The organism is Vibrio splendidus (assembly GCF_001557875.1).
Lineage (GTDB): Bacteria > Pseudomonadota > Gammaproteobacteria > Enterobacterales > Vibrionaceae > Vibrio > Vibrio splendidus_F.
On record NZ_LNRF01000001.1, the window covers coordinates 404,841 to 421,188 of the forward strand.

Sequence of the window (16,348 nt, forward strand, 5' to 3'; positions counted from 1 at the left end):
AGAATTACACTTTGGGACTACTACTATGCCGTCTACTCTCTCGATTAAACCAGACCAACTGTCTTCTCAGCTTATTCAAAGCATGACGGAGTGGCGTCAACATTTACACCGTTTCCCTGAGTGTGGTTTTGACGTGAATCTGACCTCCGATTTCATCGCCGACAAGTTACACAGTTTTGGTATAGAAGTGGTGCGTAACATCGGTAAAACAGGATTAGTAGGGATACTTCGTTCAGGATCAAGTGAAGCGAGCATTGGTCTGAGAGCTGATATGGATGCTCTACATATTCACGAACAAAACAACTTCGAACACTGCTCACAACATGATGGGAAGATGCACGCTTGTGGTCACGATGGACACTCCGCAATGCTGCTTGGCGCTGCAAGCTATTTGGCCGAAAAACTATTGGCAGGGAACCCAACCTTCGATGGCACGGTGTATTTCATTTTTCAACCCGATGAAGAGCATGGCTGCGGCGCGCAAGCGATGATTGATGACGGCCTGTTTGAGCGATTTTCGATTGATGAAGTGTATGGCGTACATAACTTTCCCGGTTTAGCGGAAGGTGAATTGATGGTTCGTCCTGGATCATTAATGGCCAGTGAGAGCAGCTTTGAGATCACGATCAACGGTGTGGGTGGGCATGCCGCTCTGCCGCATCAAGGGGTCGATCCTCTCGTCGTTGGCTCGCAAGTAATCCTTGGTCTGCAAACCATCGTCTCTCGCAATCTTAGTGCGATCCACGATACGGCTGTAGTCTCTGCGACCGAGTTTATTACAGACGGCACGGTTAACGTCATCCCGACTCAAGTGAATATTAAGGGAGATTGCCGTTGTTTTACTGAACCTTCTCTCGATCGAATCAAGCAAAGTATGGAGCGAATCGTGGCGGGCATTTGTCAGGCGGCAGGTGCGACTTACGATTTCGAGTTTATTAATACCTTCTACCCAACCATCAACAGTGAGCAACAAACCCAATATTCGGTTGCCGCCGCGCAGAAGGTACTTGGTGTCGAGAACGTTAATGACGCCTGCGACCCACTGACAATTTCGGAAGATTTCTCCAGCATGTTGCGTGTAAAACCGGGTTGTTATGTGTTGTTGGGTAATGGCACGGAATCGGTCGGTGGCTGCGCATTACATAACCCTGAATACGACTTTAACGACGGCATCTTAAAGCTCGGTGCGAGTTACTGGATTCAGTTGGTGAACGATCGTTTAGCAAGATCAATTTAGAAACGGCTCAATTAGAAGTAACTCAATTAGAAGCAACAAGTAGAGAAACAGATTCAGCAGTGACAGTGACGTATTTGCCACTGCAAGATGGTTGACTTTAAACGGAGTTTATTGTCGACACAGCCAAAACTGAAGCGCGTGAAGTGACCAAAGTCATCAGCGCGCAATTAGGATAATAAAAGGAAAGATAGGATGAAACGATTAGGCGTAGCACTGCTAAGTTTGAGCATGGTTTTTGGCGTTCATGCCGAAACATGGAAGTTTGCTTCAGAAGAGGACAAAACAGACGTTCAAGACATCTATGCGCAAAAATTTGCGGAAGTGATTAAGAAGGAATCTGATGGCGATATTCGTGTTCGCATCTATTACTACGGACAACTGGGCACAGAGAACGACATCGTAGAATTGGCTGCTAAAGGCACGATTCAATTTGTGTCTGTTGGCGCGGGTCACTTAGGGTCTTATGTTCCTGAAGTACAAGCGGTGAGCTTGCCGTATGTACTGGGTACCAACGAAGCGATCACGCATAAGGTATTAACGGAAAGCCCAACCATCTACAACAAATTGGCACCCAAGTTTGAGAGCGTAAACCTAAAGCTGCTGTCGATGATGTCGGAAGGCGAAATGGTATGGGGTGGTAACAAACCTATCCGTACACCTGAGGACTTTGCTAACCAGAAAATCCGTACTTTCACTTCAACCATTCCTGTTGAAACCTACAAAGCGTTTGGTGCAACACCTACTCCTCTTTCTTGGGGTGAAGTGTACGGTTCACTGCAACTTAAGACTATCGATAGCATGGTTAACCCTATCTACTTCATCTACAACGCGAAGTGGCATGAAGTTCAAGACTACTTGATGTTCCCAGGTCAGCAACCGTATGTGAGCACCGTTTCGACCAACAGCAAATGGTACAACGGTCTGTCGGAAGAGAAGCAAGCTATGGTCGACAAAGCGATCAAAGCCGCAGACCAAGCTGCTTATGACTACCAGATCCGCATCAACAAAGAGAACATGGACAAGATCTTGAAAGAGCGTCCAAACATGCAAGTGGTTGTCTTGACGGATGAAGAGCGTGAGCGCTTTAAAACGTTAAGCCAGAAGCTGCACACGACATACTACGACGTAGTGGCGAATGCTTACCCGGCGGGTCAGCAAAGCGAAGCTCGTGAGGGTGCGAAAACCATTCTCGAAGAGATCCTAGGTGAAGTGAAGGCTGCTTCAGCAACGCAATAGAAAGCGTGAGTATGGATGATAGTTATCCGTTGATATGTGTCAGCGGATAGCTTATCCCAACCTTCTCCAAATAGTGGCAATGGACTCGTGTCACTGAACGAAGTATGGAGCACTGCCTGCTATGAAAGAACTGCTACATAAAATAAGTGTCGCGACAGAAAAGCTAGAGCGCTTTCTGATCATGACTGCCATTCTCGCGATGATGATCAACTCAACAGCCAATGCGATTGGTCGTTACGCCTTCAATAAAAGCCTATTTTTCTCGGAAGAGCTCAACCAGTTTCTGATTGTCTCTGTTACCTTCATCGGCTTCGCTTATGCGGTGCGCCAAGGCCGAAATATACGCATGACCGCGGTCTATGATTCATTGAGCACTAAAGCTCAGAAAATTCTCACAACCATCATTGCGTTATTAACTGCAATGCTGATGTTTTATCTCACCTACCATGCGTTCTTTTACGTTAAAGAGCTGAAAGATATCAACCGGTTAAGTCCAGCCTTACAGTTCCCTGTGTATTGGGTGTACGCGATCATTCCGATCGGGTTTTTTATCGCGGGATTGCAATACAGCATGAGTTTCTTGATGAACTTACTGCATAAAGAGATCTACGTGTCATTTGACGTGATTGAAAATAGAAATACAAAAGTAGGTGAGTTCGAATGAGCGATGTTGCACAGTTTTTCTCGGACATTATTGCCGGCGAATTAGATATTTATGTCATCACATTTACTCTTGTCTCTGTGATGGTGATTTTGCTGTTTTTGAGCTTCCCTATGATTGTGCCGTTAGCGGTTGGGGCTTTGATTGGCTTGATTCATTTCTCTCAGGTTGAGCCCGGTGTATTGATTCAGCAGATGGTGACAGGTATTTCGCCGAACGCTCTGATTGCGGTGCCGATGTTCATCTTGGCTGCGGATATTATGACGCGTGGTCACACGGCGTATAACCTACTGGGTCTGATTCAAGCTTTTGTAGGACATCTGCGTGGCGGGTTACCTATTACTACGTGTATCAGCTGTACCTTGTTTGGTTCTGTTTCCGGTTCGACCCAAGCGACCGTGGTGTCGGTTGGGCAAATCATGCGCCCTAAGTTGCTACAAGCAGGGTACAAAGACAGCTTTGTGATGGCGTTGATTATCAATGCCAGTGACATCGCGTTTCTTATTCCGCCGAGTATCGGCTTGATTCTTTACGGCACCTTAGCCAACGCCAGTGTAGGGGAATTGTTTATTGCTGGTATTGGTCCGGGCTTAGTGCTCGCTAGTCTGTTTTCGCTTTATAGCTACGCCTACAGCGTGAAACACAGTGACACCATCTCTTTGGTTGAAAAAGCCAACACCGCAGAACGCATTGAAGCGATAAAGAAAGCGATTCTTCCTCTTGGTTTCCCCGCTTTGATCATCGGTGGTATTTATTCTGGCGTAGTCACACCTACCGAAGCAGCCTCCTTTGCAGTGTTGTATGCAATCATCGTTGAGTGCATTTTCTATCGCAAACTTGGCGTAAAAGACATCTGTGATGCGGCGTTAAATACCGGCTTGATTACCGCGGTTGTGTTTGTGCTGGTGGGTGTCGGCCAGGCGTTCTCTTGGTATATCTCGTTTGAACAAATTCCTCAGGAATTACTGGCTCCTCTCAACTTAGAAGATGCTTCACCTGAATTCATTCTGTTTGTCATCGCACTGACTTTTTTTGTCGGCTGCATGTTTGTGGACTCTTTGGTGGTGCTACTGATCTTGACGCCGATTTTCATGCCGATTGTCGACGCTGCAGGTATTGATCCAATCTTGGTCGGTGTGATGGTAACGCTGCAAATGGCCATTGGGTCGGCAACTCCTCCATTCGGTTGTGACATCTTTACTGCCATAGCTATTTTCGAGCGACCTTACATGGAAGTGATCCGTGGGACATTACCGTTTTTCCTTATTTTGATATTGATGTCTGCTTTGCTGATTTTCTTCCCAAGCATCGCTCTGCTACCAAGAGATGTTTTATTCAATTAATTCTAGGGTTACCTTTCTTCATTCAAGGATAGAGATATGAGTATATTGCCGTTAACACCTCCGCAGAGAGGGTTTGAATCAGCAGAACTCGAGCAACGCACTGTCGAGTTACAACAACGTCTGCGTGCTCAAAACATTGATGCTGCGTTTTTCACAACCGAGCCTGAATTCCGCTACTTCAGTGGTTTCAAATCGCAGTTCTGGGAAAGTCCAACTCGACCTTGGTTTTTGGTGATACCTGTGGTTGGCAAGCCTATAGCGGTAGTGCCAGAGATCGGTGTCGCTGGCTTTGAAGAAACATGGATTGAAGATGTACGCAGTTGGCCGTCACCAAGGCCTGAAGATGACGGTATTTCTTTGTTAGCGTCCACGTTGTCTGAAGTATCGAGAGGTTCTCGTCGAATCGGTTCGATGGTCGGCCCAGAAACACATCTGCGTATGCCGGCCACTAACTATGCATTGTTACAGCAGAAGCTAAGCCAACACAGTGTGGTTGATGTATCGCTGATGATTCGCGATATGCGCAGTGTTAAGTCTCAAGTCGAAATCGATAAAGTACGCTTTGCGTGCCAAGTCACGGCGGCGGGTTTTGAGTACCTTCGCCAAAATTTAGCAATAGGCATGACAGAGCGACAGGCGTGTAAAGCCATGCATTTAGAAATGCTGCGTTTGGGTGCCGATGCGTGTCCTTACTTGATCTCGGCATCCGGGCAAGGTGGCTATGACAACATCATCATGGGGCCAACCGATCGTGTACTCTCTGAAGGGGATGTTTTGATCATCGATACGGGGGCTAACTTTGATGGCTACTTCAGTGACTTTGACAGGAATTATGCGTTTGGGCATGCAACACCTGACACTATCGCAGCTTATGATGCTGTTTATCAATCGACAGAGGCGGGGCTCGCGATTGCAGAGCCGGGACGCACCACTGGAGACGTGTGGCAAGCTATGTGGTCGGTGCTCGAAAAGAACGGTGCACTCGGCAACGATGTGGGTCGCCTGGGGCACGGCTTAGGCATGCAGCTAACAGAGTGGCCATCACATGTGCCTAACGGTGATGTGATCTTAAGACCGGGTATGGTGTTAACGCTTGAGCCGGGTATGGCATTTGCGAAAAATCGCATGATGGTACATGAGGAAAATATCGTCATCACAGAATCTGGCTGCGAAATGCTGCATCAAAGAGCTTGGCAATCGATGCCGATTATTGGCTAATTGTGCTTAGAATCTAGCGTTAATATCAAACCATCACAGCGTAGGGTATTCAAACATCTTTTTGGATGCTCTTCTTTGTTTTTTACTTCACCATACCCCTTCATCTTTTACACCCAACCCCCTCTAGTTTCCGAATTCTTTCTTGTTTCGATAATCTCTCTTTCTGTCTGAATATTGTACTTATTGAACAAAAACATTTGACCATTAACTATCACACCTCAAATCTTTAATTGTTTTCGTTAGCGCTCTAAATGATATTTAATTCATTGTTTTATAATGACTTTGTTTGTTTTGAATGCTGTGTTGTTACAAGTTTGTTTTAAATAATCATTTGAACCCTAACTAAATTTCTGTCATTTTATATTTAACTGAACGTTCAATAAAAAATAAAAGGACTAAGAAATGCCGAAGGTTGGGATGCCTGACATACGTAAACCACAGCTTGTTCAAGCGACCATGACGGTGATTGATCGAGTTGGTTTGCATGCCGCGAGTATTGCGTTGATCAGCAAAGAAGCGGGAGTCTCCACTGGCATTATTAATCACTATTTTGGCGGGAAGCATGGGCTGCTCGAAGAGACCATGCGTGAAATCCTTCGCCAACTCTCCAACACGATCACGACTTCACTAAAAGCGCTTCCTGTTGATGCTCACCAACAGAGAATCAACGCGATCATCGATGGTAACTTCGAAGGTTACCAAGCTGAAAATAAGGTCGCGAAGGCGTGGTTGGCATTTTGGTCATATTCAATGCATGACGAGCAGCTGAAAAGACTGCAGCGTGTGAATGAAAAACGTTTGATTTCACACTTACGTCTTGAGTTGAAAGGTATTTTGAATCATGAACAAGCGGATCTCGTTGCTCACGGGATTGCGTCTCTGATTGATGGTTTGTGGCTGAGAGGCACACTAAACCCAGATGGTATCGATGCTCAAAAGGCACGTGCCATCATCAATGATTATCTAGACAAACAACTTACTTTCTACTCGTGTCACAGCAAATAGATCGCAGTGGTAGCGCTAGACCTAGAACGACCACTAATTACACCCAATACTCACATATAGACCAGTAGAGTCTAATAACAATAATTAAGTCAGAATCTCAAATGGAAATGAACTCGTTATACATCGATGGCGCAGCGGTTAAAGCAACCTCTGGTGAAACCTTTGATAGCATTAACCCTGCAAACGGTGAACCTATCGCGACGTTAGGCCAAGCATCTTCAGCAGATGTCGACAGTGCTATTGAATCTGCGAAACGCGGATTTGCGGTATGGTCTGCAATGACCGCTGTGGAACGCAGCCGTATTCTTTTGAAGGCAGTGGAAATACTTAGAGCTCGAAATGATGACCTTGCAAACCTTGAGGTTGTTGATACGGGTAAGCCGCTGCAAGAAGCAATTGAAGTGGATGTGGCTTCTGGCGCTGATGTTATTGAATACTTTGCTGGCTTGGCTCCAACGCTACAAGGCGACCAACAACCGCTGAGCGAATCTCAGTTTTTCTACACTCGCCGTGAACCGCTAGGCATCTGTGCGGGTATTGGTGCGTGGAACTACCCTATCCAAATCGCAATGTGGAAATCGGCTCCGGCATTGGCCGCGGGTAACGCGATGATTTTCAAGCCTTCAGAAGAAACGCCGCTAACGGCACTTAAACTTGCTGAAATCTTCACAGAAGCTGGCCTTCCAGATGGAGTATTCAACGTAGTTCAGGGCGATTACCGTGTCGGCCAAATGCTAACGGCTCACCCAGACATCGCTAAAGTGTCGTTTACTGGTGAAACTGGTACCGGTAAAGCGGTAATGTCAGACAGTGCTAAAACACTCAAGTCTGTAACGATGGAGCTCGGTGGTAAATCACCAATGATCGTGTTTGATGACGCGAAATTGGACGATGCGGTGTCGGCTTCAATGGTCGCTAATTTCTACACCCAAGGCGAAGTGTGTACTAACGGTACTCGCGTTTATGTACACGAAAACATCTATGATGCATTTATCGACCAACTTAAGACACGCACTGAGAAGCTGATCATTGGTAACCCAATGGAGATGGAGACTCAGATCGGCGCGTTGATTTCTAAAGAACACCTTTCAAAAGTCCTTGAAGCAATTGAGCTAGCTAAGCAGTCGGGTGCAACCTTGCTGACGGGCGGCTATCAAGTGACAGATAACGGCCTCGAAAACGGCAACTTTGTTATCCCAACCGTGTTTGTGGATTGCGAAGACAACATGCCTCACGTTCAGCAAGAGATCTTCGGCCCTGTGATGTCAGTGTTGAAGTTTACCGACGAAGACGATGTGATTCGCCGCGCTAACGATACCAAATATGGCCTTGCAGCTGGTGTGTTCACGCAAAACCTTTCTCGTGCGCACCGTATTATTCATCAAATGCAGGCAGGTATTTGTTGGGTGAACACGTGGGGCGACTCTCCGGCAGAAATGCCTGTTGGTGGTTACAAGCTTTCGGGTATTGGCCGTGAAAATGGACCAGAAACCCTACTTCATTATACGCAGACTAAGAGCATTCTTATTGAACTTGGCGATTACGCCAGCCCTTATGCCTAACGCGTAACACTCAATTTTATGGGTTAGCTTAAAAAAGCTAGCCCTACTGACTCATCTCAGGGAAATCAAAACATGGAACAACGCTACGATTATATTATCGTCGGCGCGGGTTCGGCCGGCTGTGTGTTAGCGGATAGGCTAACGGAAAGCGGTGAACATAGCGTTTTATTACTGGAAGCGGGTGGCACGGATAAGAGCATTTTTATCCAAATGCCGACTGCGCTTTCTTACCCGATGAATACTGAAAAGTACGCTTGGCAATTTGAGACCCAACAAGAACCGGGCCTTGATGGACGTGAACTGCATTGCCCACGTGGCAAAGTGTTAGGCGGCAGCTCATCAATTAACGGCATGGTTTATGTTCGTGGCCACGCGTGTGATTTTGACCAGTGGGAAGAAGAGGGCGCAGCCGGTTGGAATTACCAAGCCTGCTTGCCTTACTTCCGCCGTGCTGAATCATGGAATAAAGGTGGTGACGAATACCGTGGCGATAACGGCCCTGTTGGCACATGTAATGGCAACGATATGGAGCTAAACCCGCTTTACCAAGCATTCATCGATGCAGGTAAAGACGCCGGTTACCCAGAAACCCAAGATTACAATGGCTACCAGCAAGAAGGCTTCGGCACTATGCATATGACGGTGGACAAAGGTGTTAGAGCCTCAACCTCTAACGCTTATCTACGTCGAGCCTTGAAGCGTTCAAACCTGACCTTGAAGAAAGGTATCGTGGCGCGTCGTTTCTTACTTGAAGCACAAGACTCAACAGGTCAATCAGGCTTAAAAGCCGTTGGTGTTGAGTTTGAAAAGTCAGGCAATACCCAGGTGGCTGTGGCGAACAAAGAAGTGATCTCTTCTGCGGGTTCTATCGGTTCTGTTCAACTGCTGCAGCTTTCTGGTATAGGCCCGAAAGCGGTGCTTGAAAAGGCCGGCGTTGAACTGAAACACGAACTGAGCGGTGTCGGTGAAAACCTTCAAGATCACCTAGAAGTGTACTTCCAATATCACTGCAACGAACCCATCACGCTCAACAGCAAGCTTGGCTTGGTCAGCAAGGGCATGATTGGCGCGGAATGGATTCTGACTCGTAAAGGCCTTGGTGCCACTAACCACTTTGAATCGTGCGCGTTCATTCGTTCTCGTAAAGGATTGAAGTGGCCAAACATTCAATATCATTTCCTGCCAGCAGCGATGCGTTACGACGGACAAGCGGCCTTTGATGGTCACGGTTTCCAAGTACACGTAGGGCCTAATAAGCCAGAGAGTCGCGGCACGGTTGCGATCACTTCTGCTGATCCGCATGCCAAGCCAGAGATCATTTTCAACTACATCTCAACCGAACAAGACCGCCAAGATTGGCGTGATTGTATTCGTCTGACGCGCGAAATTCTGTCGCAACCTGCGATGGATCTTTACCGAGGCGAAGAGATTCAGCCGGGTCTAAACATTACTTCCGATGAAGCAATCGACGAATGGGTTAAACAGAACGTTGAAAGTGCGTATCACCCTTCATGTGGCTGCAAAATGGGTGCTGATAACGACCCAATGGCGGTGCTTAATGAAGAGTGTCGTGTTCGCGGCATTGATAATCTGCGTGTTGTTGATTCGTCTGTTTTCCCAACCATTCCAAACGGAAACTTGAATGCCCCGACCATTATGGTTGCCGAGCGTGCATCCGATTTGATTTTGGGTAAACCAATGCTCAAAGAGCAAGACGTTCCAGTGTGGATTGCACCTGAGTGGGAAGAGAAGCAAAGAATCAATAAACCAGTAAGAGATGCGTAAGCCTCTGTTATTGAGGTAAAAATAGCAAAATTAGTCAAAAGTCAGCAAAACAGCCCCGATGAGTATGAGTTAGGGCAGAAAAAGGAAAGATAAAAAGGAATCATTATGACGACTCAACATAAACAAACCGCTACAAAAAAGGCGCTCGCAACGCTAGCAATCAGTTCATTCGCGTTCAGTGCTTACGCCAACGCTTCATTAGAACCACAGCAATGTGAAAACGTTCGCTTCGCTGATGTAGGCTGGACTGACATTACCGCAACAACCGCCGTTACTTCTGAACTATTAAAAGGTCTTGGTTACAAAACCAAAACCGACCTACTTTCAGTACCGGTGACATACTCTTCAATGGCGAACGGCGATATTGACGTATTCCTAGGCAACTGGATGCCAACCATGGAAGGCGATATTGCTAAGTACCGCGAAGAGGGCACGGTTGAAACCGTTCGTGCCAACCTTGAAGGCGCAAAATACACGCTAGCCGTACCAAAATACGTGTACGACTCTGGCGTGAAAAGCTTCGCCGACCTAGCAAAACATGCCGACAAATTTAAAGACCGCATCTACGGCATTGAGCCGGGTAACGATGGTAACCGCTTAATCCAATCGATGATTGATTCTGACGCGTTTGGCTTGAAAGATTTCAGCCTAGTGGAATCAAGCGAAGCGGGCATGGTGTCTCAAGTATCACGCGCAGCACGCCGTAGCCAGTGGATTGTTTACCTTGGTTGGGCTCCGCACCCGATGAACAGCAATGTTGAGATGGAATACCTTTCAGGCGGTGACGACTTCTTCGGCCCTAACTACGGCGGCGCGAATGTTTACACTAACGTTCGTTCAAACTACCTATCTGAGTGTGCAAACGTCGGTCAACTTCTACAAAACTTAGAATTCACTCTAGAAATGGAAAACCAGTTGATGGAAGAGATTCTTAACCAAAAAGTGAAGCCAGAAAAAGCGGCTCAACAATGGTTGAACAACAACCCTCAACAAGTTGAAGCTTGGTTAGACAACGTAAAAACGCATAAAGGTGAATCAGCGACTCAAGCGGTTACTGAATACCTAAAGCAAGTTAAAGCTTAGTTCTACCTATCTCAACAGCTACATAAATAATAAAGGTGGGCTTGCCAATTTATCGATTGGTTTGAAGTAGCCCACCCATAATAAAAGGCAATATTGTGAATTTTATTACGGAAAACAAAATCCCTGTTGGTCAATGGATGGAAGCGGGTGTTGATTGGCTAACAATCAATGCTGCAGGATTCTTTGACGCTATTTCGATTTTTTTAGAAACCGTCATTATGTTTTTAGTCGATGTATTTAAGTGGATGCCGCCTGCATTGCCAATCGTGATGACCGCTGCGATTGCATGGTACTTGCACCGTAAACCTTCGCTGGTGATCTTTGTGGTCGCAGCACTGCTGACAATTCTTAACCTTGGTTATTGGCAAGAAATGCTGGAAACCTTTGTTCTCGTCTTTGCGGCGACAACGATTTCCGTATTAATTGGCGTACCGGTTGGCATCATGGCTGCTCACCGTCCTTGGCTCTATACGATGTTGCGCCCAATTCTCGATTTAATGCAGACGGTCCCGACGTTTGTGTATCTGATTCCAACTCTGGTTCTATTCGGCTTAGGCATCGTGCCTGGCTTAATCTCGACCATTATTTTCGCAATAGCTGCACCGATTCGTTTGACCTACTTAGGGGTAACGAAAGTCCCTGAAGAGCTGATTGAAGCGGGTAAAGCCTTTGGTGCAAGTCGCATGAAGTTACTGCTCAAAGTTGAATTACCTGCCGCTCTGCCAAGCATCATGGCGGGTGTCACCCAATGTATTATGTTGTCGCTTTCGATGGTGGTTATCGCCGCTCTTGTTGGTGCTGACGGGCTTGGTAAACCTGTTGTTCGTGCATTGAACACAGTGAACATCTCACAAGGTTTTGAAGCCGGATTAGCGATTGTTTTAGTCGCAATCATCCTTGACCGCTTGTGCAAAACACCAAACCAGAAGGAAGCTTAATCATGTCTATCTCTCAGGAACAAAAGGCAATGGACGCGATTACCATTAAAAACCTTGATGTTGTGTTTGGTAACAAAGCCAATCAAGCGCTGGAACTACTCGACCAGGGTAAAACTCGCCAAGAGATCATCGATGAAACCGGTCAAGTTGTCGGCGTAGACAATGTGTCGCTGACCGTTGAAGAAGGCGAGATCTGTGTATTGATGGGTTTGTCTGGTTCTGGTAAATCATCTTTGCTTCGCGCAGTTAACGGTTTGAATGAGATCAGCCGTGGTTCACTAACAATTAAAGACGGTGACCAACAAGTCGATTTAGCACAGTGTGATGAAGCGACTCTGCGTCATCTTCGTACTCACCGTGTATCAATGGTGTTCCAAAAGTTTGCATTAATGCCATGGCTTAACGTATTAGATAACGTGGCGTTTGGTCTTGAAATGCAGGGTGTACCGAAAGACGTTCGTCGTGCAAAAGCGCGAGAACAACTGGAAATGGTCGGCCTAGCGGAATGGGAGACCAAATTCCCTCATGAGCTTTCTGGCGGCATGCAACAACGTGTTGGTTTGGCGCGTGCGTTTGCAATGGATACTGACATTCTATTGATGGATGAACCGTTCTCGGCGCTTGACCCATTGATTCGTGCTCAACTGCAAGATGAACTGATCACGCTGCAAAACAAACTCAACAAAACGATTCTGTTCGTGAGTCACGACCTAGATGAAGCACTGAAGATTGGTAACAACATCGCGATCATGGAGTCCGGCAAACTGATTCAACACGGTAAGCCTGAAGAGATCGTATTGACGCCAAAAACCGAATATGTGAAAGATTTCGTTGCTCACACCAACCCATTGAATGTGCTTAAAGGCCGTTCTTTGATGCAGCCTCTTGATTCGCTGACGCAAGAGAATGAAAGCTGGAAGATCTGCGATTCTAAAGATCTCTGGATTGAACAGAGTGAAGGTGCTTTATCAGTAAAAGGTGAATCTACTTTGGCGCTTGTCGAGTGGAGCGAATCTGACGACCTAACCGCGATCAGCGCGTCGAGTGTAGTTGTGGCAAGCCCGGAAATTGGCATGCGTGATGCGATTAAATTGAAACAGCTAAGTAATCACCCGATTTTGCTGGTGGAAGACAATCAATTGGTGGGTATTTTGGATAACAGCGAGTTTTACAACGCGCTAACGGGTAATTTTCAACTCAATAATGCCGCTTAGTGGTTTGAACTGAAATAATTCGTTCTCTAACGAATAAAATAGGTAGTGAGGTGTTCAAATCTCGCTACCTAGATGAATCTATACTCTTCATTCTTGAAGCTGCAGCGTTGTTAACTGCTTAAGTGCACCCTAATCACATAGAACTTCTACGCTCATAAGGATGAACTTACTTGTTGCCTAGCTGCAAATCCAATTATTTTGAGTATGCGGCTTTTTATTTACCGACAATATCTCGCTTTTTCTTGCCTTGTTTACCACTTTAAGACTGAAGATCGCTACTCATTGTACAAAAGTGTTGCCATGCGCAAATTCAGAGGCATATAAAAGATTGAGAATAGTATGAACATCAGTACAATGCGGAAAAATCAATGAAGTAATTTATCAATTTACAGTGTAATTCGAGCTCACCTGACGTAAATAATCAGGACATTTCATCGCTTCGACGCTGTAAAACCATTCACAGTATATTAGTACAAAGGTCTGCATCTTGGACAAACATGACGAAATCCTGGTCGCTATTCGCCAAATTATTCGCGCTATCGATTTACACTCGAAAAAGCTGAGTAAAGAGTATGGTTTGACTGGCCCTCAATTAATCTTAATGAGAGCAATCCAAGAAATGGGTAATGTGACGATCAAAGAATTGTCTAATCACACCAATGTAAGCCAAGCCACCACAACCACGATCATCGATCGCTTGGAACTGAACGGCTATGTACAACGTGTTCGCAGCTCGTCAGATCGCCGCAAAGTACACGCAAATCTGACTGAAAAAGGTCAAGAGTTGCTAAACAATGCGCCACCACCGCTGCAAGATAACTTCGTTAAAAAATTCCAAAACCTAGAGCCGTGGGAGCAAAGCTTACTGCTTTCTTCAATGCAGCGAGTATCATCAATGATGAACGCAGAAGACATCGACGCCGCTCCAGTACTTCAGCTTGAAGGCATTGCAAACGTAGCCAAAAGCTAACGTTATTTTTAAATTGTTTATTTAGAACAACAACTTAAATAATTATCAAATGGTCGCATTAAGCGGCCATTTTTGATCTTGGCCTCCCTACACCTCAGATTTTACTGGTAAAAGTCACCTTTTAGTTGTGGCCTGTCGATACAAATTGGCCTGAGAAAGACCGATTGTCAGCGAGTGTATCTGTATAGGGTATGCATCAAGTTCATACTGACATATGATGATTATCTTCTCGTTGTGTCTCATCTTATATACTCCTTCTAAGCGACAAAACTTTTTTCAAGATAAGCGCATGCTATAAAACGAAAATAACACCCTTAAAGAGCTTGTTTGATGCCTTAAATTGGCCAAAATAGGGTGTTTTAAGTTGCTGTTTTTGTTGGTTTTTAATTTGGTGTTTTCTTAAGATCGCAATGGTAGTCTTAGCTTGATTTCTTTGGGGGGTTAAATGGACACCAATAACAGCACTTATCATCACCACAGTTTTGCTCAGCAAGACTTATCAGAGCTTACATTTACAGCCTGCACGTTTATCCGTTGTGATTTCAGACGTTCGAACTTACGTGATGCTACGTTTATTAACTGTAAGTTTATTGAACAAGGCGATATTGAGGGATGCCACTTTGATATTGCCGACTTACGAGATGCAAGCTTTCAGAATTGCCAGCTGGCGATGGCGAATTTCAGTAACGCGAATTGCTATGGTATTGAGTTACGTGATTGTAACCTGAAAGGGGCGAACTTTACTCGTGCTAACTTTGCCAACCAGGTAAGCAATAGAATGTATTTTTGCTCCGCGTATATTACGGGCTGCAACCTGTCATACGCCAACTTGGAGCAAGCTTGTTTAGAGAAGTGCGAGCTGTTTGAGAACCGTTGGATAGGTACTTACCTTGGAGGCGCGTCACTGAAAGAGTCTGATCTCAGCCGAGGCGTGTTCTCGGAAGATGTCTGGGGGCAGTTCAGTATGCAAGGTGCTAATTTATGCCATGCTGAATTAGAAGGGTTAGATCCTCGTAAGGTTGATACATCTGGAATTAAAATTGTCGCTTGGCAGCAAGAGCAACTGCTTGAAAGCATGGGTATTGTTGTAATGCCTGATTGATTCTTATCATTCGGTTGTAATCAACCACAGTCGCTAGAAGAAAAGCCCAAAGCTAATAACTTTGGGCTTTTCCGTATTTGGAGTTTCGTCTGACTTTTTTATGCAGGTCGTTTGCATGTTGTGAGGCTGGATGAGTGAGTTAGCAGTTTGTTATGTCGTAAACTTTCAGTTGAATGGTGCTTGGATTTCACACGCGATCTAGGTCACTAATTTTTACGTGCTACATTTAATTATCATTAGATATAAACCTAATCATCATCACGTTTAATTTATGGTCAATAGGGTTAATTTGATTTTTGTCACGTTTTATGGATTTTTAAATAATATCAAATATGAGGGTTATATCTAATTAACATTATTGACTTGTTGTTAATTATAAATTTGTAATTAAATAACATTTAATTATCGTGATGTTCATCATTAATTGCTGATTGACTCGATATTTTTAGTGATCCATGTCTACTTTATTGGTCATTTCTCTAATTCTATACTTCCATTGATAATAAACCCAACAACAACGAACACGAATAACTGGGATTTATTATGCTTTATGACCTTATTGACCATGACTTAATTGACGTCATTAACCACTCAGAATATCAGTGGGAAGATGCAGTTAAAGAAACGACGCGTTATTTGCAGGATAAAGGTTATGTAAACGATAAGTATGCAGACGCGATCATTCAGTCAACGCATGATAATGGACCTTATTACGTGCTTTGTCCAGGTATTGCAATGCCTCATGCTCGCCCAGAGGCTGGAGTTCTAAAAACAGGCCTTGGTATCCATGTGTTTTCTAACCCAGTCGACTTCGGTTCAGATATGGGACCAGCGCATGTATTACTGACCCTAGCAGCACAAGATTCAGATACTCACATTGAAGTGATTCAAGCATTAAGCGAAATGCTTTGTGATGAGGAAAATATTGCCAAACTGGCCGCTTCTTCATCGAAACAAGACGTACTTGAAATAATCAAAAGTTACTAATAATAAC

Annotated in this window: 14 protein-coding genes; all 14 read left to right on the forward strand. The window is 45.1% G+C overall.

Annotated elements, in window-relative coordinates; all coding sequences use genetic code 11:
• Positions 1-25 precede the first annotated feature (25 nt).
• The 14 genes from ATB74_RS01770 to ATB74_RS01835 all read left to right on the forward strand — a co-directional run bounded on the left by ATB74_RS01770 (position 26) and on the right by ATB74_RS01835 (position 16,341).
• Positions 26-1,237, forward strand: coding sequence for a M20 aminoacylase family protein (locus tag ATB74_RS01770; protein WP_061016139.1), 1,212 nt, complete (start codon positions 26-28; stop codon positions 1,235-1,237).
• A 192-nt stretch (positions 1,238-1,429) separates the two neighbouring features.
• Positions 1,430-2,473 (forward strand): TRAP transporter substrate-binding protein DctP, encoded by a 1,044-nt coding sequence (gene dctP / locus ATB74_RS01775; protein ID WP_061016141.1) that lies wholly within the window; start codon positions 1,430-1,432, stop codon positions 2,471-2,473.
• A 121-nt stretch (positions 2,474-2,594) separates the two neighbouring features.
• A complete protein-coding gene (locus ATB74_RS01780) occupies positions 2,595-3,137 on the forward strand; it encodes a TRAP transporter small permease (protein ID WP_061016144.1) in 543 nt (180 codons plus the stop codon).
• On the forward strand, positions 3,134-4,477 hold the full coding sequence (locus tag ATB74_RS01785; RefSeq protein ID WP_061016146.1) for a TRAP transporter large permease: 1,344 nt from the start codon (positions 3,134-3,136) through the stop codon (positions 4,475-4,477). The genes ATB74_RS01780 and ATB74_RS01785 overlap by 4 nt, the downstream gene beginning before the upstream one ends.
• 36 nt (positions 4,478-4,513) lie before the next feature.
• Positions 4,514-5,695 (forward strand): M24 family metallopeptidase, encoded by a 1,182-nt coding sequence (locus ATB74_RS01790; RefSeq protein WP_061016149.1) that lies wholly within the window; start codon positions 4,514-4,516, stop codon positions 5,693-5,695.
• Between the two features lie 402 nt (positions 5,696-6,097).
• Positions 6,098-6,700 carry a transcriptional regulator BetI gene (gene betI, locus ATB74_RS01795; protein WP_004732441.1) on the forward strand — a complete coding sequence of 201 codons (603 nt, stop codon included), beginning with the start codon at positions 6,098-6,100 and terminating at the stop codon, positions 6,698-6,700.
• A 101-nt stretch (positions 6,701-6,801) separates the two neighbouring features.
• Positions 6,802-8,262: a betaine-aldehyde dehydrogenase gene (betB, locus tag ATB74_RS01800; protein ID WP_061016151.1), complete on the forward strand. Its 1,461-nt coding sequence runs from the start codon at positions 6,802-6,804 to the stop codon at positions 8,260-8,262.
• Positions 8,263-8,334: 72 nt separating this feature from the next.
• Positions 8,335-10,047, forward strand: a complete 1,713-nt coding sequence (gene betA / locus ATB74_RS01805) for a choline dehydrogenase (protein WP_061016153.1) — start codon at positions 8,335-8,337, stop codon at positions 10,045-10,047.
• A 105-nt stretch (positions 10,048-10,152) separates the two neighbouring features.
• A complete protein-coding gene (locus ATB74_RS01810) occupies positions 10,153-11,130 on the forward strand; it encodes a choline ABC transporter substrate-binding protein (RefSeq protein WP_061016155.1) in 978 nt (325 codons plus the stop codon).
• A 95-nt stretch (positions 11,131-11,225) separates the two neighbouring features.
• A complete protein-coding gene (choW, locus tag ATB74_RS01815) occupies positions 11,226-12,068 on the forward strand; it encodes a choline ABC transporter permease subunit (protein ID WP_060980753.1) in 843 nt (280 codons plus the stop codon).
• A 2-nt stretch (positions 12,069-12,070) separates the two neighbouring features.
• A complete protein-coding gene (choV, locus tag ATB74_RS01820; RefSeq protein WP_061016156.1) occupies positions 12,071-13,282 on the forward strand; it encodes a choline ABC transporter ATP-binding protein in 1,212 nt (403 codons plus the stop codon).
• 487 nt (positions 13,283-13,769) lie between these two features.
• A complete protein-coding gene (locus ATB74_RS01825) occupies positions 13,770-14,252 on the forward strand; it encodes a MarR family winged helix-turn-helix transcriptional regulator (RefSeq protein WP_017061075.1) in 483 nt (160 codons plus the stop codon).
• A gap of 445 nt (positions 14,253-14,697) precedes the next feature.
• Positions 14,698-15,354 carry a Qnr family pentapeptide repeat protein gene (locus ATB74_RS01830; protein ID WP_061016159.1) on the forward strand — a complete coding sequence of 219 codons (657 nt, stop codon included), beginning with the start codon at positions 14,698-14,700 and terminating at the stop codon, positions 15,352-15,354.
• A 543-nt stretch (positions 15,355-15,897) separates the two neighbouring features.
• A complete protein-coding gene (locus ATB74_RS01835; protein ID WP_060980750.1) occupies positions 15,898-16,341 on the forward strand; it encodes a PTS sugar transporter subunit IIA in 444 nt (147 codons plus the stop codon).
• Positions 16,342-16,348: the final 7 nt, after the last annotated feature.